The organism is Paraplanobispora takensis (genome assembly GCF_016863195.1).
GTDB lineage: Bacteria > Actinomycetota > Actinomycetes > Streptosporangiales > Streptosporangiaceae > Planobispora > Planobispora takensis.
The window spans coordinates 157,396-180,649 of the sequence record NZ_BOOK01000016.1; the positions used below are offsets into that span (position 1 = coordinate 157,396).

The following is a 23,254-nucleotide window of genomic DNA, read 5'->3' on the forward strand; positions in this document are numbered from 1 at the left end:
CGGTCCCAGGATGCCGATGATCAAGACGGTTCGATGCCTTCGACGATCTCGGGGAGGTGGGGGAGCAGGGGCTCGCCGGCCAGGACGGTCACGGCCACGCCGGGGCGTTCGATCCAGCCGACCAGGCGGCCGGGGCCCAGGGCTCCGTCGCCCTCCATGGCGAGGACCCGCCGTCCGGCGAGGGACTCGACCGTGACGTCTCCGGAGAACCTGCCCAAGGGGACCGGAAGGTTCCTGAGACGGTCCAGGTCGCGCAGGGCGTCCCAGCAGACCACCCGGATCCACAGGAACCGGTGCCGCTCGTCGGCGTCGTCCCTGTCGTCGGACCAGGAGCGGCCGTACTCCCACACCTCGCCGTACGACTGCGGGGCCGGGCTCTCGCTCCAGGAGAACCCCTCCGGCACGTACCCGACGTGCAGCCCGTCGATCACGTTCCCGCTCCGGGGCGGGGGCTCCGGTTCGGAGTCGCCGGACGGCACGGCCTGCCCGGCGGCGGGCCGGCGCCGGGGGTCGCACAGTCCCGCCGGTCCGGAGGCGCGGGCCGTCACGGCGTCCGGCGCCCCGGAAGGCACCGCGGAAGGTGACGCGGACGGCGCCGCGGCGGTAGGGACCGGTGAGGCGGCGGGCGGTGCCGCCGTGTCCCGGGACGGCGCCGCGGACGACGCCGCGGGGGAGCAGGCGGCCAGGAGCGAGATCGTCATCAGCGTCAGTGCGATGCCGGCGCCCCCGCGGGGACCGGCGTGCGACGGCTTCATATCTCATTGGAGGTTCGCGGGGCCGCGGAGGTTCGCGGGTTTCCCCGGCGAAAAGGAAGATCGGGAAGACTGGGGCCGCGGGACGGGGGCGCCGCGTAGGGTGGGAGGGCGGTGCCCCGGCGCTGCGGGCGCGGCGCCGGCGAAGTGACCACGGGGAGGCCCGCCATGCCGGTCGAGCTCAACCACACCATCGTCGCGGCCAGCGACAAGAAGGCCTCCGCCGACTTCCTGGCCTCCATCCTCGGCCTGGCGGTCGGCGCGCCGTACGGGCCGTTCCTCCCGGTCGAGACGGGCAACGGGGTCACCCTGGACTTCATGGACCACGACGGTCCGATCACCCCGCAGCACTACGCCTTCCTGATCTCCGAGGAGGAGTTCGACACCATCTTCGAGCGGATCCGGCAGGCGGGGGTCACCTACTACGCCGACCCCGGCCACCGGCAGCCCGGGCGGATCAACCGCAACGACGGCGGCCGGGGCCTGTACTTCGAGGACCCCGACCGGCACAACCTGGAGATCATCACCCGCCCGTACGGCAGCGGCGGCTGATCCCGGCTCCGTGACCGGCCGGCGGCCGGACGGGCGAGGCGGTCGGGCGGGGCGAGGCGGTCAGGCGGACGAGGCGGCGACGGGATGCTCGACGGCCTGGCGCCGTTCGGCGACGATCACCGCCGTCACCAGGGCCACCAGGGCGACCAGCTGCGCCAGGGCGGACCACAGCCCGAGGGCGACCGTCAGCGGCGCGACCAGCGCCCCCACGACCCGCAGGCGGTTGCCCGGGATCCCGAGCACCCGGCGGAACCAGGCGTTTCCCGCCAGGAACAGGGTGACGCCTGCGGCCAGGGTCACGGAGGCGGCGAGCTTCAGCGGGTCCACCGGGTGGCCGATGGCCTTCTTGATCCCCGCGGCCACCGCGACGACGCCCAGCAGGATCGGGATGTGCGCGTAGAAGTACGCGCCGAGGATCAGCCGCGTGCGCCGTACCGGCTCGTTGGCGTTCAGGCTGTGCTCGGCACGCGTCTCGTCGTCGCCGCCGAAGTACACCCACCACAGGCACGCGGCCAGCGCGAGGCCGAGCACCGCGGCCAGGCCCAGGGCGAAGCCGATCGGCAGGTCCTTGGCCCCGATGCCGATCGCCACGATCGACTCGCCGAGCATCACGATCACCAGCAGCCCGTGCCGCTCCACGATGTGCGCGGCCTTCAGCGCGAAGCCCTTCTGCCCGATGAAGTACGGGCTGCTCCAGAGCAGGAGCACCGCCAGGCCCCAGAGCAGATAGTCGTAGGGCGGGTCGAACAGGCTCGCCGCGCCGATCAGCGCGACCCCGCCGAGGTTGAACGGGATGACCCGGGAGATGGCGGCGGTCGCCTGGAGGTACAGGCCCGCGTGGACGAGGATCAGCAGCAGGTAGCCGACGGTGAAGGCGACGCCTCCGCCGTCGAAGGCCGTGGGGATCGCCAGCGCCACGATCAGGAACCCGGCCATGCCCAGCAGGATCAGCACCCGCCGGGCGGGCCGCACCGGGGGGATGGCGTTGGTCAGCCAGGCGTAGCCGGCGTACATCCACCAGATGACCCCGAACACCAGCAGCACCTGCAGCGACCCATGCCAGGGGGCGCCGTTCTGGATGCCGTCGACCACCAGCCCGGTGAGCTGGGTGACGGTGAAGACGAAGACGAGGTCGAAGAAGAGCTCGAGCGTGGAGACGCGCAGCTCGGTCTCGGGGGGCACGGGTTCGGCCCGCTCGGCGAACCAGCTGGGGAGGCGCATGCCGGACATTGTTACGCCGACGCGGGCGGCACCGCACCGAATAAAACACGATTTATGGAGTTATGTCGCGTTACGCCGCTAGCGGAGTGATCACCAGCGGCCGGCTCGTCGTCGGCGAAGCCGTCCTCACCGCCCGGCGGTTCACTCGTCCGCCGGGGGGTTCTTCTGCCGGGCGACCAGGGTGTCGCCGCGCTTGGGAGGAGCGGGCTGCTCGCTCGTGCCGCTCCGGCGGCGGCTCCGCGGGCGGGCGGGGAACTCCGCGGTGTCCGTGGTGCTCTCCTCCTCCGCCGAAGGCGTGCTCGCGGCAGGGGGAGGCGGGGGAGCCGTCTGCTCCGGCGCCGGCGCGGGCTCCTGCGGGGCGGGAACGGGAGCGGCCGTCTCCGGCTCGCGCAGCGAGGCCAGGACGTCGTCGGCCTCGGAGTCGGCGGCGAAGTCCTCGGCGGCCTCGGCCTCCCTGCGTTTGATCACCACCATGTGGTCGACCGACAGCCGCCCGGCCCCGTTGACGGCCAGCAGGATCGAGGCGGCGCCGAGCGCGACGATCAGGCTGACCTCGCCCCCGGTGAGCGGGAGCCCCTTGTCCCCGCTGGCGATCACGAAGACCGCCAGGGCCTCGACGAACAGCAGCAGGCCGCAGGCCGGTACGGCGAGCCCGGCGATGAGCAGGGTCCCGCCGATGAGCTCCATCAGCATCGTGGTGCCGGCCCACAGCTCGGGCAGGGGGGCGCCCAGTGCGGCGAACTGGTCACCCGTCGCGTCCAGGCCGGCCCTCAGCTTCTGCCAGCCGTTGACGAAGAAGATCCCGCCGACTCCCAGCCTGGCGGCCAGCGCGGCGATGTCTCGGAGGGATTGTCGCACGGCTCCTCATTCTGGTCCGATTCACCGTCCTCGCCCTTTAAATGACCGGACGGGAGCCGGGCAAACTCGTCAGTCGGGATCGTTGCGGTCGGCGGACCCGCGCGGCACGAGAAGTGCCACGGCGGCGGCGGTGGCACCCAGCAGGAACACGCTGACCACGATCGTGGAGTGCAGCCCGGCGACGAACGCGACGCGGGCGCTGTCCAGCAGCGTGGCCCCGGGCAGGCCGCCGATCTCCCGCGCCACCGGGGCGGCGGCGGCGAGCGACTGGCGGGCCTGGGTCATCAGCTCCTCGGAGACGCCCGCGACCGGGGGCAGCGAGGGGGCGTAGACGGCGGTGGTGATCGTGCCGAGCACCGCGACGCCCAGCCCGGCGCCGAGCTCGTAGGCCGTCTCCTCGACCGCCGCGGCCCCGCCCGCCCGGGACTCGGGAACCGAGGACATGATCGTGTCGGAGGCGGCCAGCAGCGCGACCTGGATGCCGAAGCCGATGCCGACGAAGCAGAGGGTGAGCCCCAGCGGGTGCGGCTCGGTGCCCCAGCACAGGGTGGGGGCCAGGGACGCCGCGGTCAGCGCCAGCCCTCCGCCCATCGTGGCACGCAGCCCGAACCGGCGCAGCAGGTGCGCCCCCGCCAGGCCGCCCGCCACCGAGGCGGCCATCAGCGGCAGCATGCGGACGGCGGCGCCGAGCGGGCCGTCGCCGAGCACGAGCTGGAGATACTGGGCGAGCATGAGCTGGAGCCCGACCAGGGCGAAGACGGTCAGCAGCACCGCGGCGACCCCGGTGGAGAACGCCCGGCTGCGGAACAGGCCCAGGTCCAGCAGGGGGAAGGCCAACCGCCGCTGCCTGCGTACGAACCAGGCCAGCAGCCCGGCGCCGCACGCGAACGCCGCCAGCCCCGCAGGGTGCCCCGACCCGGCCTCCTTCAGGCCGAAGGCGAAGGCCAGGATGCCCAGCACCGACAGCAGCGCGCTGGGCCCGTCCCAGGGATGGCCGGCGCGCTCGCGGGACTCGGGCAGGATCCGCGCCGCGGCCGGCAGCAGCACCAGCAGGATCGGCACGTTGATCAGGAAGACGACGCCCCACCAGAAGTGCTCGACGAGCAGGCCGCCGAGCATCGGGCCGAGCGCGGCCCCGGCCGCCGCGACGGCGCTCCACACCCCCAGGGCGATCGCCCGCTCCCGCCGGTCGGTGAAGACCTGCCGGATGATGGAGAGCGTGGCCGGCATGATCATGGCGCCGCCGACGCCGAGGAGGGCGCGGGCGGCGATGAGGGCGGTGGGGGTCGGCGCCAGCGCCGCCGCGGCCGAGGCGAGGCCGAACACCAGATAGCCGAGCAGCACCAGGCGCTTGCGCCCGTAGCGGTCGCCGAGCGTGCCGAACGTCAGCAGCAGCGGCGCGACCACCAGGGAGTAGACGTCGATGATCCACAGCAGCTGCACCGAGCCGGGCTCGAGCGCCGCGGTCAGGGCGGGCACCGCGATGTGCAGCACGGTCGCGTCCACCGCGATCAGCAGCAGGCTGAGGCAGAGCAGGACGAGAACCGACCAGCGGCCGGTCCTGAGCGGGTGGGGGCCGGTCCCCGCGCGCTCGGCGCCGGCCGCTGTCTCCACAATGGTCATAGGCCGCAGGGGGAGCCGGCCTGGGTGAACATGCGAGGCAGCTTAGGCCAACTCCGGCGGTCGCGCGTGCTCATTGGAGGATCGATTCAGGCGATATGCACCCTCACGCGGCTTCGACCTCTCTAGAGAGATAGACCCCTATAGCGTGGACCTAGGCAAACGGTGATCGTGCACCGACCATGGCGATCGTGGGAGTCGGCGCGAGGGTGAGCCGTCGTGGTCTATCGGTACGAGGTTCGTGGGTCCCATGACGAGTCAGGTGCGAGGTTCGTGAGCGACCATGGTGAGCAGATGCGAGGTTCGTGAGTCACCGTGGTGAACGGTCCCGGTGAGGACGGTTCCGGCGCGGCTCCGCTGGATCCCGGCAGCGCGCGCGAATGGTGCGCCGTGGCGGTCGCCCGGCTGGGCAGGGACCAGCCCGAGGCCGCCCTGGAGGCGGCCCGCCTGGCGGTCGAGAGCGATCCGCACGCCCAGGACGGGGCGGGCTGGGGCTACCGCCTGGCCAGCCTGGCCTTCGAACGGCTCGGCCGCGACGCGGAGGCCGTGGCCGCCGCCGAGGAGGCCGTACGGCTGGCGCCGGGCTCCTGGGCCGCGCGGCTGCGCCTGGGTGCGGCCCTGCGCCGCGTCCCCGGACGCTGGAAGGAGGCGTGGTCCCAGGCGGGCCGGGCCGTGCGCTACGCCCCGCAGGAGCCCGACCCGCACGTGCTCGTCGGCGACCTGCGCCTCCTGCGCGGGGAGCACCGCCACGCCCGCGCCGCCTACGGCCGGGCGCTGCACCGGGTGGAGGACCATCCCGCGGCCCGGGTCAACCTCGGCCTGACGTTCCTGCGCTGGGAGCGCTCGCGCGGGCATCACGACCCGGCCTGGCCGGTCGACCCGCGCGAGACCGGCCGCGCGCGGCGCGCCCTGGAGTCGTGGTCCCGGCAGGTCCGCGTCCTGCTCGCGGTGGCGCTCCTGGCGGTCGGGGTGGCCGCCTTCGGCTACGGGCTGACCGAGGAGGCCGTGATCGGCGGGGCCCTGGCGCCGGTCGCCGCACTGGTGATCACGCTCAGGCAGGCCCACCGGGTCAGGCTCTGGCCCTACGTCCCGGGGATGCTCGCCCGCGACGCGTGGCTCAGCATGGGCATCGCGATCACGCTGATGGCGGTCGCCGCCTACGTCGCGGCGGTCGCCACCCTGCCGCGCGCCGTACAGGACTTCCCCCTCACCGGGCTGCCCGACCCCGCCGCGCTGCCCGCCCTCGCCCGCAGCCCCTGGGCCGGGCTGGCGGCCCTGGTGCTGCTCAACGGGCTGGCCGTGCTGATCCTGCGCACGCTCGCCGAGGCGTGGCGGGGGCGGCCGATCCGGGCGCTGGCCGAGTTCGCCGCGGCCGGGGACGACCGCACGGCCGCCCGCGACATCGACGTGACGCTCTGGCTCGTGGCGGTCCGGGCCTGGTCGGCGCTCGTCCTGGTCGTGGCGGGCGCGCTGCTGCTGGACGACTCCCGCTGGGCCCTGGCGGCCCTGACCGTGCCGCCCGCGCTGGGCCGGGCGTACGGCAGGGCGCGCGGCCGGGCGCCCGCGGACCGCTGGCTCACCGTGGTGACGGTCCTGCTCGTCGTGGCGCCGGTCGCGCTCGTCGCGGCGGCGGCCGCAGGCCCCCTCGGACTCCCCGATCGGTTCGGCCGCTGGTCGTGGCAGGCGGCGATCGGGGTCCTGGTGACGGTGGTGGCCGCCTACGTCATCAGGTCGGCCCGGGCGTGGTGGCGGGGCGCGCCCGGGCCCTGGCGGGGCTCGCTGGCCATGTACGAGGGTTCCGGGCGCCGCCTGCCCGGTGACGCGCGGGCCCCGGTGGAGCTGAGCGGCGAGGTGCGCGAGGCCCTCGCCTACGCGCGGGGGGTGGTTCTGGCCTACTCCGATCCGACGGGGCCGAGGGCGCTGGCCGTCGGCTCGGTCGGATCGGTCGGCCCGGGAGGCGAACTCCGCCTGATCGCCGCCGAGGACGCGTGGGAGGCCGCCGAGCGCGACCCGCGGGTGGCGGTGTTCGTCGCCGACCCGGCGGACCGCCGCTTCTGGGCCGAGGTGCGCGGCATCGCCATCGGCGACGCCGAGGCCGACGTGCTCAGGGTCACCCCCGAGCACGTCGTGATCGGGGACTATCCCGGGCGCCACCAGGGCCGGGTGCGCCCCGGGGACGGCCGCCCCGCGCACTGACCCCGTCCGCGCGGCCACGGGTCCCGGGCCGTCCGCGAGGGGGTGTCCGCCGGGTCCTGATTCGGCCGGCCTGTCACGGATGGGGTGGCGGGCAGGTGACATTCCCATTCGTGACGTTCGTCGCGCCGCATGCCGGTTATCTGATTGTTCTGGTGCGGCGGCGTGGCGCGGTGCCCGGGCACGCCCAAACCCCTTCCCGGTGCGGTATAACCGGGGGCGGACCGGGGAGGCGTGATGCGGGACTCCGACAGGGCCAGGCCGGCCGGGCGGGCGGCGGCACGGGATCTGTTCGAACAGGTGCGGGCACGTTACTTCCATCTTCCCCCCGCCGGACGACGACTGCTCCACGTCGGCGTCTTCCTCGCCGTGATGACGCTGGCCGCGGTGCTGAGCTGGTCCCTGTTCACCACCGCCCTCCTGACGATCGCGCTGCTCGGCTTCGCGGCGCTGACCCTGCGCTTCCCCCGCGCCGGCGCCACCGTGCTGGTCCTGGCCGGGTGGATGCTCCTGCTCGGCTTCTTCATGGGCCTGTACGGTCCGCAGTCGCCCGCCCCCGCGCTCCTGCTGGTCCTGGGCGTGGCCGTGGCCGGGGTCGCCCACCTCATCCGCTGGGTCCCGCCGTGGCTGACCACCCTGATGGCCCTGGTCCCCGCCGCCGTGGCCGCCTTCGCGCTGTACTTCATCGCGCCCGTCGCCGGCCCGTGGGCCGCCTACGGCGTGGCCGCCGCGGTCCTGCTCTACCGCTTCGTCGAGGCCCGCAGGGTCAGGGGGACGCTGCCGGAGTACGAGCAGCCGGTCAGGGTCCGCGTCCAGGAGGGCGCGCCGCAGGTCCAGAGCCACGGCGGCAGGTCCGCGCCGCCGCCGATCTCGGTGGAGGAGGCGCTCGGCGAGCTGGACGCCATGATCGGCCTGGCCCCGGTGAAGGAGCAGGTCCGCTCCATCGCCGCCTCGATCGAGGCCTCCCGCCTGCGCAGGGAGGCCGGATACTCCACCGAGCCGCCGATGCGCCACTTCGTGTTCGTGGGCCCGCCCGGCACGGGCAAGACCAGCGTGGCCAGGACCGTCGCGAAGATCTTCTACGCCTTCGGCCTGCTGGAGACGCCGTACGTGGTGGAGGCCCAGCGCGCCGACCTCGTGGGGGAGTTCCTCGGGGCCACCGCGATCAAGACCAACGAGCTGATCGACCGGGCGCTGGGCGGGGTGCTGTTCGTCGACGAGGCCTACAGCCTGATCAACTCCGGTGACGGCCAGCCCGACCGCTTCGGGGCCGAGGCCGTGCAGACGCTGCTCAAGCGGGCCGAGGACGACCGCGACCGGCTGATCGTCATCCTGGCCGGATACGAGAAGGAGATGACCTCCTTCCTGACCAGCAACCCCGGTCTGGCCAGCCGGTTCGCCACCCGCGTCCGCTTCCCCGGCTACGCGCCCGGCGAGCTGGTGCAGATCACCGACCTGCTGCAGCGGCGCCGCGGCGACCGGATGGCCGAGGAGGCCCGGCCCGCGCTCCTCGCGAGGTTCGAAGACGTCCACCGCCGCGGGATCGTCGACGAGCTGGGCAACGCCCGGTTCGTCCGCAGCCTGGTGGAGGCCGCCGCCCAGGCCCGCGACGTGCGGGTGGTCGGCGCGGGCGGCTCGCCCACCACCGAGGACCTGGTGACCACCACCGAGCCGGACGTCGCCAAGGCCTTCGACGAGCTCACCGCCCGCTACCGCGGCTATCAGGCCACGCCCACCCTGGAGGAGGCCCTGGCCGACCTGGACCGGATGGCCGGGCTGGAACCGGTCAAGCGGCAGGTCCACGCGATCACCGCCCAGCTCCGGGTGGCCAGGATGCGCCAGGAGCGCGGCCTGCCCACCCCGCCGCAGATGCGGCACTTCGTCTTCACCGGCCCGCCCGGCACCGGCAAGACCACCGTGGCCCGCATCCTCGGCCGCATCTTCGCCGCCCTGGGCCTGCTCGCCCGTCCGGACGTGGTGGAGGCCCAGCGCGCCGACCTGGTCGGCCAGCACCTGGGCTCCACCGCGATCAAGACCAACGAGCTGGTCGACCGGGCGCTGGGCGGGGTGCTGTTCGTCGACGAGGCCTACAGCCTGGTCAACAGCGGCTACGCCGGAGGCGACGCGTTCGGGGCCGAGGCCGTGCAGACCCTGCTCAAGCGGGCCGAGGACGACCGCGACCGGCTGGTGATCATCCTGGCCGGATACGAGCGCGAGATGACCTCCTTCCTGGCCACCAACCCGGGGCTGGCCAGCCGGTTCAACCAGCGGGTGCGCTTCCCCTCCTACACGCCGGGCGAGCTCGCCGAGATCGCCGAGCTGCTCGCCGAGCGGTCGGGCGACAGGTTCGACGAGGCCGCCCGGGAGAACCTGGCCGCGGTCTTCACCTGGGTCTGCGAGGACGGGTCGATCGACGGCCTGGGCAACGGCCGCTTCGTCCGCTCGCTGTTCGAGCGCGCCGCGATGCTCCGCGACGTGCGCCTGGCCGCCCTCGGCGGCACCGCCAGCTCCGCGGAGCTGACCACCGTCACCGGCGCCGACGTGCGCGACGCGGTGGACGAGATCTCCGGCCGCTGACCCCGTACGGCACGGCCGGTGGACTGTCACCGCCGGGGTGTAGGAAGTGGGGCATGACGATTTCGGTGACGTGGCCGCAGGTGCTCGCCTGGCGGTTGAGGCGGCAGTTCGTCGACCCGGTGGCGGGGGGCGAGGCGGTCTCGGTGGTCCGGCGGCTGAGCGGGGTGCAGGCCCAGGTCGCCTCGTCGGCCGAGCTGGCGGTCGCCGTACGGCAGGCGCGGCCCCGGCGCGGTGAGATCGGGCAGGCCCTGTGGCGGGAGCGCACGCTGGTCAAGACCTGGACGGCGCGCGGCACGCTCCACCTGGTCCCGGCCGACGAGCTGGCCTCCTACGCCGCGGTCCTGGGCTCGTTCCGCCACTGGGACAAGGGATCGTGGCAGCGGGGCCACGGGGTGACCGCCGCGGAGGTGGCGGCCATCGTCGAGGCCGTCCCCCGGGCGCTGGAGGGGCGCACGCTCACCCGCGAGGAGCTGGTCGAGGGCGTCATCGAGGTCACCGGCGACGTCCACCTGAGGCAGGCGCTGACCTCCGGCTGGGGCGCGCTGCTCAAGCCGCTCAGCTTCCTGGGCGAGCTGTGCTACGGTCCGCCGCGCGAGGGCAGGGTCACCTTCGTCAGCCCCCGCGACTGGGTGCCGGGCTGGCCGTCCGAGCCCCCTTCGGCCGCGGAGGGCGGCATGGCCCTGGTCCGCTCCTTCCTCGGCGCCCACGGCCCCGGCACCCCCGAGACGTTCGACGCCTGGCTCTTGCGGGGCGGCGCCAGGAAGGCCGACCTGCGCGGCTGGTTCCGCGACCTGGCGCCCGAGCTGGCCGAGATCGAGGTGGAGGGCCGCCCGATGGTCCTGCTCGCCGGGCACCTCGACGATCTGGCCGCGACCTCACCCGCCGCCGGCGTCCACCTGCTGCCCGGTTTCGATCAGTACATCCTGGGCGCCCCCCGCGACCTCGAACCGCTCCTGCCCAAGGAGGCCAGGCCCAAGGTGAGCAGGGCCGCCGGATGGATCTCCCCGGTCGTGGTCCACCGGGGCCGGGTGGCCGGAGTGTGGGAGGCCAGGAACGGCGAGATCGTCTTCGACCTGTTCGAGGACGTGCCCCCCGCGGACCTGAAGGCCGAGGCCGAGCGCGTCGCGGCGCTCCTGGGATAGCGGGCTCTCCGGCCCGTCGCCGCAGGCCGGAGGCGGAAGCGGACCGCGTCGCCGCAGGCGCAGCCGTCAGAGGCGGAAGCGGACCGTGTCGCCGGGGCGGAGCTGGGCGATCCGGGCGAGGTCGGCGGGGGCGACGACGGCGATGACGGGATAGCCGCCGGTCGGCGGGTGGTCGGCGAGGAAGACGATCGGCTGCCCGTCGGGCGGCACCTGCAGCGCCCCGGCCACCATGCCCTCACTGGGCAGTTCCCCGTCCACGGCCCGCTTCAGCACCGCGCCCCGCAGCCGCACGCCGACCCGGTTGCTGTCCTGGCTGACCTCGTACGGCCGCGCGCACAGGGCCGCCGGCGCGTCCGGGACGAACCAGTCGTCCCGCGGACCGGCGAGCAGCCGCACAGGAGTCCGCGCCGCGGGAGGGGGCGGCGCCGCGTCCACCGTGATCGGCGCCAGTTCCCGGGCCGGGCCCACGGGCAGGGTCGCGCCGGGGGACAGCGGGGCGGGACCGAGGCCGGACAGCGAGTCCGTCGAGCGGCTGCCGAGCACCGGCGGCACGTCCACGCCGCCCCGGACCGCGAGATAGGTGCGCAGCCCGGTGGCGGGCGTGCCCACCCGCACCAGGCCGCCCGCCGGAACCCAGAACGGCGCGTACATCCCGGCCCGCAGGTCCCGGCGTAGACCCCGCCCGCCCGGGATCTCCGCTCCGGGCTCCCGCCGTAGACCCCGTGCGTCTCCGGTATCCGCCTCCCGGCCGTCGGCTCCGCGCCTCTCGTGCCGGGCGTCTATCTCCTGGTCTCCCGCCTCCGCGCCGCTTGTCCCGGGCCCTCCGGGGACGAGGAGTTCGACCGGGCATGAAGCGCCCGTGAGGGCGACCCAGGCCCCGGCGGACAGGCGCAGGCGGGCCCCGCCGAAGGTCAGCTCGATTCCCGCCGCCTCCTGCGGGTTGCCGACCAGGCGGTTGGCCAGCCGCAGGCTCGGCGCGTCGGCGGCGCCCGAGCGGGGCACCCCCAGATGGCCGTACCCGGGGCGCCCGAGATCCTGCACGGTGGCGTAAGGCCCCGGCGCGATCACCTCGATCATGCGGTCATCCGGTGACCGCCTCGAAGCGGACGCGGGTGCCGGGGGTCAGGACGGCGGGCGGATCGGCCGCCACGTCCCACACCGGCATCGGCGAGCGGCCGAGCAGCCGCCAGCCGCCGGGCGAGGCCGCGGGGTAGACCGCGGAGTAGGGGCCCGCGATCGCCACCGCTCCCGCCGGGACCGAGGTGCGCGGGGTGGCCAGGCGCGGCACGTGCAGGACCGGGTCCAGGCCGGTGAGGTAGGCGAACCCCGGGGCGAAGCCCAGCCAGCCCACCACCAGCTCCCGTCCCGTGTGCCGCTCGACCACCTCCCGCGGGGACAGGCCGGTCAGCGCGGCCACCTCCCCGAGGTCGGCGCCGTCGTAGACCACCGGGACCGTCACGACCCCGTCCGCCGCGGCGGCGCCCGCACCGGGGGCGGCCGCCGTACGCATCAGGAGGGACAGCCGCGACCTGAGGCGGGGCAGGTCGGCGCCCGGCGCGACGACCAGCACGGTGGCCGGACCGGGAACGATCTCCACGACCCCGTCCGGCCGGTCGGCCCGCAGCAGCGCGTCCAGCCGGTGGGAGGCCTCCAGCGCCCCGGTCTCCACCAGGAGCCCGTGCTCCCCGGCCCGCCGGATCACCGCCTCCCCGCCGGAACCCGCGCCGCCCGGCGTGTCCCGCCCGTCCGCGCCGCCCACCGTCATCGCGTCCGCGCCGTCCGGCGTGCCTCGACGACCCGCGCCGCCCGGCGTGCCCGCGGTGTCCGGGCCGATCACCGGCGCCCTCCGGGACGGCGGGACCGGCCGGCGCCGGCCGGTCTCACGTGAAGGCCTTCACGATCACTCCGGCGTCGGCCAGGCCGTCGCGGACGGCCCGCGCCAGCCGTACGGCGCCGGGGGTGTCGCCGTGCAGGCAGATGGATCGGGCCCGGACCGTGACCTGGGATCCGTCGTCGGCGGTCACGACCTGGTCGGTCGCCATGCGCACGGCCCGGGCCGCGACCGTGCCGGGGTCGTGCAGCACCGCGCCGGGGGAGCGGCGGGAGACCAGGGTCCCGGCGGGCGTGTAGGCGCGGTCGGCGAAGGCCTCGGTGACGGTGGCGACCCCCTCGCGGGCGGCGATGTCGTGGACGGCCGAGCCGGGCAGGGTGAGCACCGGCAGGGTCCGGTCGTAGTCGGCCACGGCCACCACGACCGCCTCGGCCTGCTCGGGGTCGCGGCAGATGCGGTTGTAGAGCGCGCCGTGCGGCTTGACGTAGGAGACCCGCCCGCCCATCGCCCTGGCGATGCCGTCCACCGCCGCGATCTGGTAGAGCACCTCGGCGCACAGCTCCTCGGGGTCCATCTCCATCTCGCGGCGCCCGAACCCGGCCAGGTCGCGGTAGGAGACCTGGGCGCCGATGGACACCCCCCGGTCGATCGCGGCCGCGCAGGTGCGGCGGATCGTGACCGGGTCGCCGGCGTGGAATCCGCAGGCGACGTTCGCGCTGGTCACCACGTCGAGCAGGGCCGCGTCGTCGCCCAGTCGCCAGATGCCGAAGCTCTCACCGAGGTCGGCGTTGAGGTCGATCACCATGGCTCACCCCTACATGGGAGGTTCGTCGGGAATGTCCGCGATGTCGTCGAGGGCCGTGGCGAGCTCCTCGGGGTCGTCGCCGATCCGCTCGGCGATCTCGATCAGCACGTGCAGGACCTCGTGCCTGTCGTGACCGAGGTCCAGCAGCCGCTGGGCGGCCTCCCACAGCTGCGGCGGGTCGCCCTCCCACAGCCGGGCGGCGATCTCCTCGTGCCAGGCCAGGTGCTCGTCGTAGTCGAAGCGGTCGCGGTCGTCGCCGTGGTCGATCTCCAGCAGCACCCGGCGGTCGGTCTCGTCGGCGGGGTTGAGCAGGTCGAGCTTGATCTCGCCGTGCATGCCCTGCAGGAACGGGAAGGCGAAGACCCGCCGGGCCAGGGCCGACAGGTCCCCGTCCGGCAGCAGCCGCTCCACCAGGTCGCGGTCGAGGCCGAAGGTCGTCGGGTCGCGGTAGGTCTCGGCGAACTTGGCCGTGGCCTCCCAGACCCCGTCCAGGGTGGCGCGCAGCCCCTCCTCCGCCAGCCCGCTGCGGTGCGCGGCGAAGCGCGCCCAGGCGCTCAGGGCGTACGGCATCGCCTCCTGCTCGGCCGGGCTGAGCATCACCTTGCGCGGCAGCCAGTCGAGCAGGAAGGTCTCGCATTTGGTGGGGCTGACCCGCAGCGGGCGGCCGAAGTCCTGGTCGCAGCCGTAGTCGATGATGTGGTCGGCGCACCGGGAGGCCGCCGAGGGGTCCGACAGGTGCTCGGCCGCGTCCGAGGAGAGGAACTCCGCGGCCAGCATCGCCCGGCGGTCGCGGCTGTAGGGCGCCTCGCTGTGCAGGGGCGCCGGGCGCTTGCGGCCGGGGGGCAGCGCCTTGATCCGGGAGCGGGCGAAGGCGTGATAGGCGCTGTAGCTGTCGCTGACCGGGGCGGTCGTCTTGCGGTCGCCGTACTCGGCGGTGGCCTTCATGGCCGACTCCAGCAGGGCCCTGGCCTGCTGCGGCTCGATCTCCTCGAAGCGGAGCATCGCGTTGGCGTCGGCCTCCGCCCTGGCCTGCTCCAGCAGCTTGTCCACGTGCGAGGAGACCCAGGCGTCGCGGGCGATGCCCCGCATGTTGTAGTCGACGACCATGACCAGGGCGTGCCGGTCCTCGCCGCTGTCGGAACCCCGGTAGCCGAAGGTGCACACCACCGTGTCCTGGTCGCCGTAGGCGTCGCGGGAGACGTAGCAGCCGGTGGGCTTGACCACGCCCAGCCGGTCGGCCCAGCGGGGCCGGGCCACGCCGCGCTCGATGAGCGCCAGCGCCGCGCCCTCGGCCTTGGCGGCCTGGCGGGCGGTGCCGAGGTAGGCGAGCGCGATCAGCAGGGTCAGCGCGGCGGGCGTGCCGGCCTTCGCGGCGTAGTCGACCAGGCCCTCGCCGAGGACCTGCTCGGCGTCCCCCCGCCGCAGCCGCCGTCCCCACCAGGCGCCCACCATGTCGGAGACCATGAGCTCGGCGTCCAGCGGGCTGCGGACGGCGAGGAGCTCGCGGGCGGCCAGCAGCATCTCCGAGAACACCTCGTCGGGAGCCTGGCTCTCCCGGGGGTCCCTGCGGTGCCGGCGGCTCAAGCGGCCTCCCCCGCCGGCCGCGCTGTCCCGGGACCGTGGTCTCCGCCGGTCCGTCCGCTCCGCTCGATCACGTTCAACCTTCTCGCGTTCCCGACTCCATGGGTGAATGGAACGCGACATGGTGACCGTTCGGTTCAACGGCTCTCTCGGTTGTTCCTGCTTCACCGATCTGGGCCGACAGCCGCCCGCGGGTCTGTCCGGTCTCCGCAGGCGCTTTCCGTTCCCAGGGCGGGAATCACCCGGCGACGCCACATTTGTGTGATCACCCGCTCGGGCCCCTCCGCCTTTACGCGCGATCGGGGGCAATCCTAGCCCATGAAGGCCGATCGGCACGGAGGAACGGGGAACGGCCGCCGTCCGGACGCTATCGGAGGCCTCGCGGCGGGGGCGCCGAGTTCACGATCGCGAGGAGATGCTCGCGGGCGACACGTTCGATCACCTCGGCAGTGGCCTCGACGCCCAGATGCTCGGTGCACGCGAAGACGTCGGCCACGCATCTGTCCACGGTGTCGAGCGGGACGGTGAGGAACTCGGCGGCCAGGCGGGCGCTCACGGGCTCACGGAGTCCCGTCGGGCCGTTGGTGAAGCGGGTGGCGAGAGCGGGCATGGATGTCACATTCCTCCGGGTTACCGGGATATTCCCGGATGGGCGGCGAGGACGTGCGTTTTCATTCCATAACGTATCGCGCCAGTGTCAAGCCTCCGATGGGTGACATGGAAAGCTGACCCATGTCTTGACTGGCCCCTACCACGGGAGGGTAAAAGGATGTCCCGGAACGGGAAGCCAAATAGGGTGCGGGTCAGTAGGCTGATCTTGTCAGGACTCCGACCGAGACGAGGTGGGCGGTTGTCGGGACGGTCCGGCTCGATCCTGCTAGTGTCCTGGCCGCGAGCGCTGCGGGACGCCGGCGGTGCTCGCGCCGGTGTGATCAGGTCCTCGCCGTCCCCTCCGGGAGGCGGGACCGGGGGGTGCGGACGCCGGCCCGGTGGTGCGGCCACCGGTCGGCCGCGTGCCCGGCGGGGCCCTGCGAGGCGCCGTCATGCTGGAATCCCGGCGCGTTACCGTGGACATCCCGGTCCTCGGGCCGGGGGGGTCATCGCATCATGGGCGGGGCTTCCGTCCGTAGGTGCCCATCGCCGATGATGTAGTGCAGGATCCGGTTCCCCGGAGCCGTGCTACGACGATTCGCAAGTTTGGAGATGTGCCTCGTGGGAGACCCTGGCACGCGACGGAGGTGCCGACCATGAGCGCCGAAACCTCCGTGCCCCGTCCCCGGGAGTCGGATGTGGACATCTCGGACTCGGGCCTTCTCCAGGGCCTGTTGTCTCAGTCGCCGTTCGCCTTCGCGTTCTTCGACCTCGACGGCCGCTTCCAGCGGGTGGACGAGGTCTTCGCCGGCGTCGTCGGCCTGCCCGCCGAGCGCCTGGTCGGCCGCGCCCCGGGAGAGCTGCTGTCCGCCGATCTCACCGCTCTGGTCGAGGGATCGGTCCGCGGCGTCGTGGCGGGCGCCGCGGTCGAGAACGGCCAGCGGATCCGGGTGCGCACGGCCGAGGGGCAGACCCACCACTGGTCGCTGACCTTCTCGCCGGTCCACGACGACAAGGGCGTGCTGCGCGCGGTCTGCCTGGTCGGCGTCGACGTCACCGAGAGCCGGAAGGTCGAGGAGGACCTGCGGCGCAGCGAGGAGCGCTACCGCTCGCTCGTCGAGGCGCAGTCGCAGCTCGTGTGGATCACGGCTCCGAGCGGCGCGACCGTGGAGGACGCCCCGCAGTGGCGGGCCATCACCGGCCAGGGGCTCGACGAATACCTCGCCCACGGCTGGCTGGAGGCCGTGCACCCCGACGACCGCGTGCACACCGAGGAGGCGTGGCGCGAGGCCCTGCGCGGCCGGACCATGTTCGAGTGGAACTACCGCGTCCGCACCCGGGCCAGCGGCTACCGCCACTTCGAGGTGCGCGCCGTACCGATCATCCGGCACGGCAAGGTCGTCGAGTGGGTCGGGGCGAACACCGACGTCACCCCGCAGCGCGAGGCCGAGGAGATGCGCGGCCGGCTGACCGACCAGCTCGGCGCCGCGGCGCTGCGCACGGCGCGGCTGCAGGGCGCCACGGCCATGCTGGCCGAGGCGCTCACCGTCGAGCAGGTGGTCCAGGTGATCATCGACGTGGGCCGCACGGCACTGGCCGCCGACCGCTCGGCGGTGGCGCTGCTCGACGCCGACCGGGCCGCGTTGAAGCTGGTCAACAGCGGCGGCATCCCCGACGTCCCCGGTGCGCCCGGCGAGGAGATCCCGCTGTCGCACTCCAGCGTGATGACCATGGCGGTCAACAGCCGCCGCCCGGTCTTCGCCGAGTCGCCCGACAGCCTGCTGTCCCAGCTCGTCGACGCCGGAGGCGACGAGGATCTCATCAAGGGATTCGTCACCCACAGCGACGAGCGGGCCTGGGTCGGGCTCCCGCTGCTGGCCGCGGGCCGCGCCCTGGGCGCGCTGCGCTTCGCCTTCACCCGCCCCCAGAAGATCTCCCAGGAGGACGGCGTCTTCCTGGAGGCCCTGGCCGGGCAGTGCGCGCTCGCCGTCGAGCGGGCGACCCTGTTCGAGCGCGAGCACCGCACCGCCGAGACGCTCCAGCGGAGCCTGCTGCCCGACCGCCTGCCGGTGGTCCGCGGGCTGACCCTGGCCCAGCGCTTCCGCTCGGGCAGCCGTCACGTGCAGGTCGGCGGCGACTGGTACGACGCGTTCGTCCTGCAGGACGGCCGGGTCGCCGCGGTGGTCGGCGACGTCATGGGCAAGGGCGTCAAGGCCGCGGCCGGGATGGGCCGCATCCGCAACGCCATGCGGGCGCTGGCGCTGACCAACCCGCCGCCCGCGGCGGTCCTCACCGGCCTGGACCGGGTCTTCGAGGCGACCGAGGAGGAGGAGCAGGTCACCACGCTCGCCTACATGGTGGTCGAGCCCGGCACCGGAGAGGGCACGCTGGCGCTGGCGGGCCACCCGCCGCCCCTGCTCGTCTCACCGCAGGGCGTGCCGCTGCTGTGCGAGGGCGAGCCCGGCACCCCGCTCGGCTGGCCGGCCAGCCGCCGGCAGTTCCGCTTCTGCGTCCCGCCGGGCCACACCGCCGTCCTGTACTCCGACGGGCTGGTGGAGAACCGCAAGCGAGGGCTGGATGCCGGACTCGCGGAGCTTTGCTCGGTTGTGACCGAAGCGCCGCTAGAAGTTGTGGGAAGTCCCCATATGCTGCTGGATTTCCTGGTGGATCGCATGTTGGCGGGGTATGAGCAGGATGATGACGTCACGGTGCTCGCGATTCATGTCCCTCCGACGACGAAGAGTGACTGAATGAAACAGTCATAAGGGTTGCTTTCGGATATCGGTGCCCCGCTTCCGTACGCACTACTGTCTTCGTCGGCCTAGGGTGGAGGGCAACCGCCGGGAGGCGGCCGTATGAATCACGGTGCCGTGCCAGAATGTTGTGCAGGTGCGTCGCGGTTCGCACGGCCTCGCTGATCGCAACTAGAGGCATCCGCCCCTAGCGGGCATCAGAGTCCATTCTCGTCTCGCTTTCCTTCGAGAGGTGTTCGTGTCGCCTGCAAGTTCGACTCGCTCGAAGCCATCCGAGCTGAACGAGCCCGTCATTCAGCAGCTGATGGAGCGGGGGCGCTCGCAGGGGTTCCTCGAGTCCGAGGATGTCCGCAAGGCCGTCGAGGAAGCGGACATTCCGATGGCGCAGGTCGCTGGAATCCTGCGCAGCCTCAGCAAAGAGGGCATCACCGTACGACTGACTGCTGAGGACTCCGCCGGCCCCAAGAAGTCCCGGCCCCAGGCCAAGCGCCGTACCCCTGCCACGCCCGCCGCCCCGGTCAAGAAGACCAAGACCGCGGCCGCGGCGGCCAAGGAGCAGCCGGAGACCGTCACCGCGGTCGTCGGCGGCTCCGAGCCCGCCCCGGCGGCCAAGAAGCCGGCCGCCCCCGCCAAGAAGGCCGCCCCGGTGGCCAAGAAGCCGACGCCCGGTCCGGCCAAGGCCGCAGGGCCCGAGGCGCCCGCGGCCAAGGCCGACTCCAAGCCCAAGGCGGTCGACGCCGAGGACGAGGAGGAGATCGACCTCGACGACGTCGAGCTCGAGGACTTCGACCTGGAGGCCGAGGCCGAAGAGGTCGAGGTCGAGGTCGAACCGGAGCCCGAGGCCGAGGAGGAGCCCAAGGTCGAGGCCGAGGCCGGCCCGCAGACCGAGGACGAGGTCCTGATCCTCTCCGACGACGACGACGACGCCCCCGTGGCGCAGGTCGCCGCCGCCGGCGCCACCGCCGACCCGGTCAAGGACTACCTCAAGCAGATCGGCAAGGTCCCCCTGCTCAACGCCGAGCAGGAGGTCGAGCTCGCCAAGCGCATCGAGGCGGGTCTGTTCGCCGAGGAGCAGCTGGGCACCGACGGCGAGAAGCTGCCGGTGGACGTCCGCGCCGAGCTGGAGTGGATCGCCGAGGACGGCCGCCGGGCCAAGAACCACCTGCTGGAGGCCAACCTCCGTCTGGTGGTCTCGCTGGCCAAGCGCTACACCGGCCGCGGCATGCTCTTCCTGGACCTGATCCAGGAGGGCAACCTGGGCCTGATCCGTGCGGTCGAGAAGTTCGACTACACCAAGGGCTACAAGTTCTCCACCTACGCCACGTGGTGGATCCGGCAGGCGATCACCCGGGCCATGGCCGACCAGGCGCGGACCATCCGCATCCCGGTCCACATGGTCGAAGTGATCAACAAGCTGGCCCGCGTCCAGCGGCAGATGCTGCAGGACCTCGGCCGCGAGCCGACCCCCGAGGAGCTGGCCCGCGAGCTCGACATGACCCCCGAGAAGGTCATCGAGGTCCAGAAGTACGGCCGCGAGCCGATCTCCCTCCACACCCCGCTGGGCGAGGAGGGCGACAGCGAGTTCGGTGACCTCATCGAGGACTCCGAGGCGATCGTTCCCGCGGACGCGGTCAGCTTCACGCTGCTGCAGGAACAGCTCCACTCCGTTCTGGACACGCTGTCCGAGCGCGAGGCGGGCGTCGTCTCCATGCGGTTCGGCCTCACCGACGGCCAGCCGAAGACCCTCGACGAGATCGGCAAGGTCTACGGGGTGACGCGCGAGCGCATCCGCCAGATCGAGTCGAAGACGATGTCCAAGCTCCGTCACCCGTCCCGGTCCCAGGTCCTGCGCGACTACCTGGACTAGGACCGGATCGGGAAGATCGATCGTCGGCGGCCCGCACCTCCCGGTGCGGGCCGCCGCGTCGTTTACACGGTTGTAATCGATCGATAACGCAGAGTGGCGGGCGGGCGGTTACTCTCACCCGCCATGGGTGTGATCGAAACGGCCGGGGGCCGGGTCCGGGGAGCACGCGTGATCGTCGACCGCCCGTGGGCGGACGGGATGCTCGACGAGGCGGTCACCGCGGTGCACCGGGGTTTCCTCGACGCGGGGGCGGCCGCGCTGGGCGCCACCCGCGGCGACCCGGAGCACCGCGCGCTGCGCGCCGAGGCCCTGGCCAGGGCGGCGACGGGGTGGAGTCGCGACATCGAGGCCATGGCGGTCCGCGACCGGGCCGACCCCGACCTGTGGCTATGGCTGGGCCGTACCCTCATCGAGGAGGCCTGGGCGCTCAAGCCCGGCGCCAGGGCGCGTGCCGTGCAGGCGCACCGCCTGCAGGCCTTCCACCGGGCGATGGACGCCGCCCGGCGGCCGCTCCTGACGGCCGCCGCGCTCGCGCCGTCCGACCCGGTGCCCTGGGAGTCGATGATGTGGCTCACCCTCGGCCTCGACCGGCCGCGCTCCGACAAGGACGCCGTCTGGTTCGAGATCGCCCGCCGCTGCCCGGCGCTCTTCCCGGCCAACGTGGCCCGGCTGATGACGCTCTCGCCCACCTGGGGCGGGACGGCGCAGGAGACGCTCGCCTTCGCCAGGGACGCCGTGTCCCGGGCGCCCGACGGCGGCCCGATGCCCGCGCTGCTGCCGCTGGCCCACTTCGAGTGCGCCGCGGCCGGGCGCTCGCCGATGTCGCGGGGCGCCTGGTTCACCGACGAGGCGCTGCGCGAGGTCGTGGCGCACGCGGGCCGGTGGCGGACCGCGGGCCGGCACCCGCGGTCGGTGGAGGCCCACAACCTGTTCGGGGCCGCCTTCTATCTGGGCGGCCTGCGCCGGCCCGCCCGGAGGCACCTGGCCGGGACCGGTGGCAGGGTCAGCCGGCTGCCCTGGTCGTATCTGGGCGATCCGGCCCGGCAGTTCGAGCGGGCCTGCGGCAAGCTGGACCTCGTCATGGAGTGACCCCGGGCCTGGGCCCCGTCACGTCAGGACGTCGAGGGTCCAGGAGCGCCTGGCCGACGGGGCGGGACCGAGGCTGACGGTGTGGCCGAGGTCGTCCAGGACCTTGGCGAGCTGGTCGGGGGTCTGCGGGTCGGCGTCCGCCTCCAGGAGGGAGCGGGCGATCGCGCCCCGGGTCGCCTTGGCCATGTGGCTGACCACCTTGCCGTCCTTGAGCACCCGTACGGCCACCGCCCGGTCCCCGGGGTTCCAGGCGGCCGCGTAGGTGCTCGATCGCAGGTCGACCACCAGCCCGGACCCGGCGTCGAGCAGGGGCGTGATCGAACGCCGCCAGAAGGCGCCCAGGCCGCCCAGCGGCGGCAGCCTCACGCCCATGGACAGCCGGTACGGCGGGATCCTGTCGGTGATCTTGAGTAGTCCCCACAGGCCGGAGAAGACGAGCAGGCTCTCCGCGGCCCGGCCGGCGGCATCGGGGGACAGGGAGTCCAGGCCGAGGTTGTCGTAGAGCACCCCGGTGTAGAGCTCGGCGGCCGTCAGCGTGGGCGCGGTGCGCAGCTCCCGGTTCTTGCCGATCTCACCGAGCCGGCCCTCGGACAACCCGAGCACGGTGCGCGCCTGCGGCGTGTCGCACAGCGCGGTCAGCGCGTCCAGGACGGTCTGCCGGGGCAGGGACGGGAAGCTCAGGGCGGACAGGTCGAGGGCGGGACCGCGGCCCGCCTCGGCCTTGCCCTCCGACGGGGGCAGCAGGATCAGCACGTCTCCCGAGCCTAGTGCGGTTCCGGTGGCGCCCGGACCGGCACCTAGAATCCCGTTTCATGATCGATGAGGAGTTCGACCGGCTCGTCGACCGGGCCTGGCCGGCCACCGGCAGGGTGCCGGCCGGGAGCTGGACGCTGCGCACCGCCGGCGGGGTGACCAAGCGGGCCAACTCGGTGCTGCCGCTGGGGGAGCGGGAGGACCTGGAGGCGGCGGTGGAGGAGGCGGAGAGGTTCTACGCCGGGCACGGGCTGCCGTGCGTGTTCTCCATCGGCATGGGCGCGACCCCGGGGCTGGACGTCCTGCTGGAGGCGCGCGGCTACCGCGTGGTGGATCCCACGCTGATCATGACCCGGTCGCTGGCGCCCGCCGTACCGGACGGGGAGCCTGCGGGACCGGACGGGGAGCCTGCGGCGGGGGTGACGCTCGCGACGGCGCCCGACCGGCGGTGGCTGGAGGTCTGGTGGAGTGTGGACGGCAGGTACGGCGAGGGCGTGGAGAAGGCCGCGCGGATCCTGACCGGGGTGCCGGCCGTCTACGCCTCGCTGGACGGGGAGGCGGTGGGCCGGGGCGTGCCGCAGGGCGGGTGGCTGGGCGTCTACTGCATGGCGACGCTGCCGCACGCGCGGGGACGCGGTCACGGGGGGCGGTTGTTGAACGCCCTGCTCTCGCACGGGCGGGAGCAGGGCGCTGATCGGGCATATCTAGTTGTGGTGGAGTCCAACACCGGGGCCCGGTCGCTCTATGAACGACTGGGGTTCACGGTGTCGGGCCGATATCACTATCGGGTCCGGTGAACTCCTACCGCTCTTCGTCTCGTGCGATAGAGGGGGTGGCGCTGAGGCGTGCCGACTCGTCCTGAATGTCGGCACCCTTGTCCCTCAGCACGGCCACGTGCTGACGCCCGTGGTGGGCGCAGAACAGCAGCTCCCCCCCAATGGGAAGGGTCGCGCGGATGTAGGCCTGGGCGCCACACCGGTCACAGCGGTCCGTGGCCGTCAGCGGCTTGGCGGGGGCGAGAGCTCCAGTCACGTATCGCCTTTCGGGTCATCCCCGGGGTGGGGGATCT

The 23,254-nt window shown here is 73.5% G+C and carries 19 protein-coding genes; 8 read left to right on the forward strand and 11 right to left on the reverse strand.

What is annotated here, in order from left to right; translation table 11 throughout:
* Positions 1 to 20: 20 nt before the first annotated feature.
* Positions 21 to 755, reverse strand: coding sequence for a hypothetical protein (locus tag Pta02_RS12320; RefSeq protein WP_203874893.1), 735 nt, complete (start codon positions 753 to 755; stop codon positions 21 to 23).
* A 165-nt stretch (positions 756 to 920) separates the two neighbouring features.
* On the opposite strand from Pta02_RS12320, the gene Pta02_RS12325 reads away from it, so the two are divergent.
* The gene (locus tag Pta02_RS12325; protein WP_203874894.1) at positions 921 to 1,304 is read left to right on the forward strand and encodes a VOC family protein; all 384 of its coding nucleotides are present in this window, start codon (positions 921 to 923) and stop codon (positions 1,302 to 1,304) included.
* A 60-nt stretch (positions 1,305 to 1,364) separates the two neighbouring features.
* Here the strand turns inward: Pta02_RS12325 and Pta02_RS12330 are convergent, their stop codons facing one another.
* From Pta02_RS12330 to Pta02_RS12340, 3 genes are all read right to left on the reverse strand, one after another.
* Positions 1,365 to 2,525 carry a low temperature requirement protein A gene (locus Pta02_RS12330; RefSeq protein WP_203874895.1) on the reverse strand — a complete coding sequence of 387 codons (1,161 nt, stop codon included), beginning with the start codon at positions 2,523 to 2,525 and terminating at the stop codon, positions 1,365 to 1,367.
* Positions 2,526 to 2,666: 141 nt separating this feature from the next.
* The gene (locus Pta02_RS12335) at positions 2,667 to 3,383 is read right to left on the reverse strand and encodes a DoxX family protein (RefSeq protein WP_203874896.1); all 717 of its coding nucleotides are present in this window, start codon (positions 3,381 to 3,383) and stop codon (positions 2,667 to 2,669) included.
* Between the two features lie 69 nt (positions 3,384 to 3,452).
* Complete coding sequence (locus tag Pta02_RS12340) at positions 3,453 to 5,006, reverse strand: MFS transporter (protein WP_203874897.1); 1,554 nt, start codon at positions 5,004 to 5,006, stop codon at positions 3,453 to 3,455.
* A 312-nt stretch (positions 5,007 to 5,318) separates the two neighbouring features.
* On the opposite strand from Pta02_RS12340, the gene Pta02_RS12345 reads away from it, so the two are divergent.
* From Pta02_RS12345 to Pta02_RS12355, 3 genes are all read left to right on the forward strand, one after another.
* The gene (locus tag Pta02_RS12345) at positions 5,319 to 7,199 is read left to right on the forward strand and encodes a hypothetical protein (RefSeq protein ID WP_203874898.1); all 1,881 of its coding nucleotides are present in this window, start codon (positions 5,319 to 5,321) and stop codon (positions 7,197 to 7,199) included.
* 234 nt (positions 7,200 to 7,433) lie between these two features.
* Positions 7,434 to 9,773, forward strand: coding sequence for an AAA family ATPase (locus Pta02_RS12350; protein ID WP_203874899.1), 2,340 nt, complete (start codon positions 7,434 to 7,436; stop codon positions 9,771 to 9,773).
* 53 nt (positions 9,774 to 9,826) lie between these two features.
* Positions 9,827 to 10,915 carry a winged helix DNA-binding domain-containing protein gene (locus Pta02_RS12355; protein WP_203874900.1) on the forward strand — a complete coding sequence of 363 codons (1,089 nt, stop codon included), beginning with the start codon at positions 9,827 to 9,829 and terminating at the stop codon, positions 10,913 to 10,915.
* 66 nt (positions 10,916 to 10,981) lie between these two features.
* On the opposite strand, the gene Pta02_RS12360 is transcribed toward Pta02_RS12355, so the two are convergent.
* The 5 genes from Pta02_RS12360 to Pta02_RS12380 form a co-directional block, all read right to left on the reverse strand.
* Entirely contained in the window at positions 10,982 to 11,992 is a 1,011-nt protein-coding gene (locus tag Pta02_RS12360; protein ID WP_203874901.1) for a 5-oxoprolinase subunit C family protein, read from the reverse strand.
* A 4-nt stretch (positions 11,993 to 11,996) separates the two neighbouring features.
* The gene (locus tag Pta02_RS12365) at positions 11,997 to 12,752 is read right to left on the reverse strand and encodes a 5-oxoprolinase subunit B family protein (protein WP_275423575.1); all 756 of its coding nucleotides are present in this window, start codon (positions 12,750 to 12,752) and stop codon (positions 11,997 to 11,999) included.
* Positions 12,753 to 12,795: 43 nt separating this feature from the next.
* Positions 12,796 to 13,551 (reverse strand): LamB/YcsF family protein, encoded by a 756-nt coding sequence (locus Pta02_RS12370; protein ID WP_203874902.1) that lies wholly within the window; start codon positions 13,549 to 13,551, stop codon positions 12,796 to 12,798.
* A gap of 9 nt (positions 13,552 to 13,560) precedes the next feature.
* Positions 13,561 to 15,072 carry a hypothetical protein gene (locus Pta02_RS12375; RefSeq protein WP_239130372.1) on the reverse strand — a complete coding sequence of 504 codons (1,512 nt, stop codon included), beginning with the start codon at positions 15,070 to 15,072 and terminating at the stop codon, positions 13,561 to 13,563.
* Between the two features lie 427 nt (positions 15,073 to 15,499).
* Positions 15,500 to 15,742, reverse strand: coding sequence for a hypothetical protein (locus tag Pta02_RS12380; protein WP_203874903.1), 243 nt, complete (start codon positions 15,740 to 15,742; stop codon positions 15,500 to 15,502).
* 637 nt (positions 15,743 to 16,379) lie between these two features.
* Here Pta02_RS12380 and Pta02_RS12385 point away from each other — a divergent pair.
* The 3 genes from Pta02_RS12385 to Pta02_RS12395 all read left to right on the forward strand — a co-directional run bounded on the left by Pta02_RS12385 (position 16,380) and on the right by Pta02_RS12395 (position 21,432).
* Complete coding sequence (locus Pta02_RS12385) at positions 16,380 to 18,473, forward strand: SpoIIE family protein phosphatase (RefSeq protein ID WP_203874904.1); 2,094 nt, start codon at positions 16,380 to 16,382, stop codon at positions 18,471 to 18,473.
* 241 nt (positions 18,474 to 18,714) lie between these two features.
* Positions 18,715 to 20,343 (forward strand): RNA polymerase sigma factor, encoded by a 1,629-nt coding sequence (locus Pta02_RS12390; RefSeq protein ID WP_203874905.1) that lies wholly within the window; start codon positions 18,715 to 18,717, stop codon positions 20,341 to 20,343.
* A gap of 123 nt (positions 20,344 to 20,466) precedes the next feature.
* Positions 20,467 to 21,432: a hypothetical protein gene (locus tag Pta02_RS12395; protein WP_203874906.1), complete on the forward strand. Its 966-nt coding sequence runs from the start codon at positions 20,467 to 20,469 to the stop codon at positions 21,430 to 21,432.
* Positions 21,433 to 21,450: 18 nt separating this feature from the next.
* On the opposite strand, the gene Pta02_RS12400 is transcribed toward Pta02_RS12395, so the two are convergent.
* On the reverse strand, positions 21,451 to 22,185 hold the full coding sequence (locus Pta02_RS12400; RefSeq protein ID WP_203874907.1) for a YaaA family protein: 735 nt from the start codon (positions 22,183 to 22,185) through the stop codon (positions 21,451 to 21,453).
* A gap of 59 nt (positions 22,186 to 22,244) precedes the next feature.
* On the opposite strand from Pta02_RS12400, the gene Pta02_RS12405 reads away from it, so the two are divergent.
* Entirely contained in the window at positions 22,245 to 22,982 is a 738-nt protein-coding gene (locus Pta02_RS12405) for a GNAT family N-acetyltransferase (protein ID WP_203874908.1), read from the forward strand.
* Positions 22,983 to 22,986: 4 nt separating this feature from the next.
* Here the strand turns inward: Pta02_RS12405 and Pta02_RS41145 are convergent, their stop codons facing one another.
* Positions 22,987 to 23,217, reverse strand: a complete 231-nt coding sequence (locus tag Pta02_RS41145; protein ID WP_239130331.1) for a DUF7455 domain-containing protein — start codon at positions 23,215 to 23,217, stop codon at positions 22,987 to 22,989.
* Positions 23,218 to 23,254 lie beyond the last annotated feature (37 nt).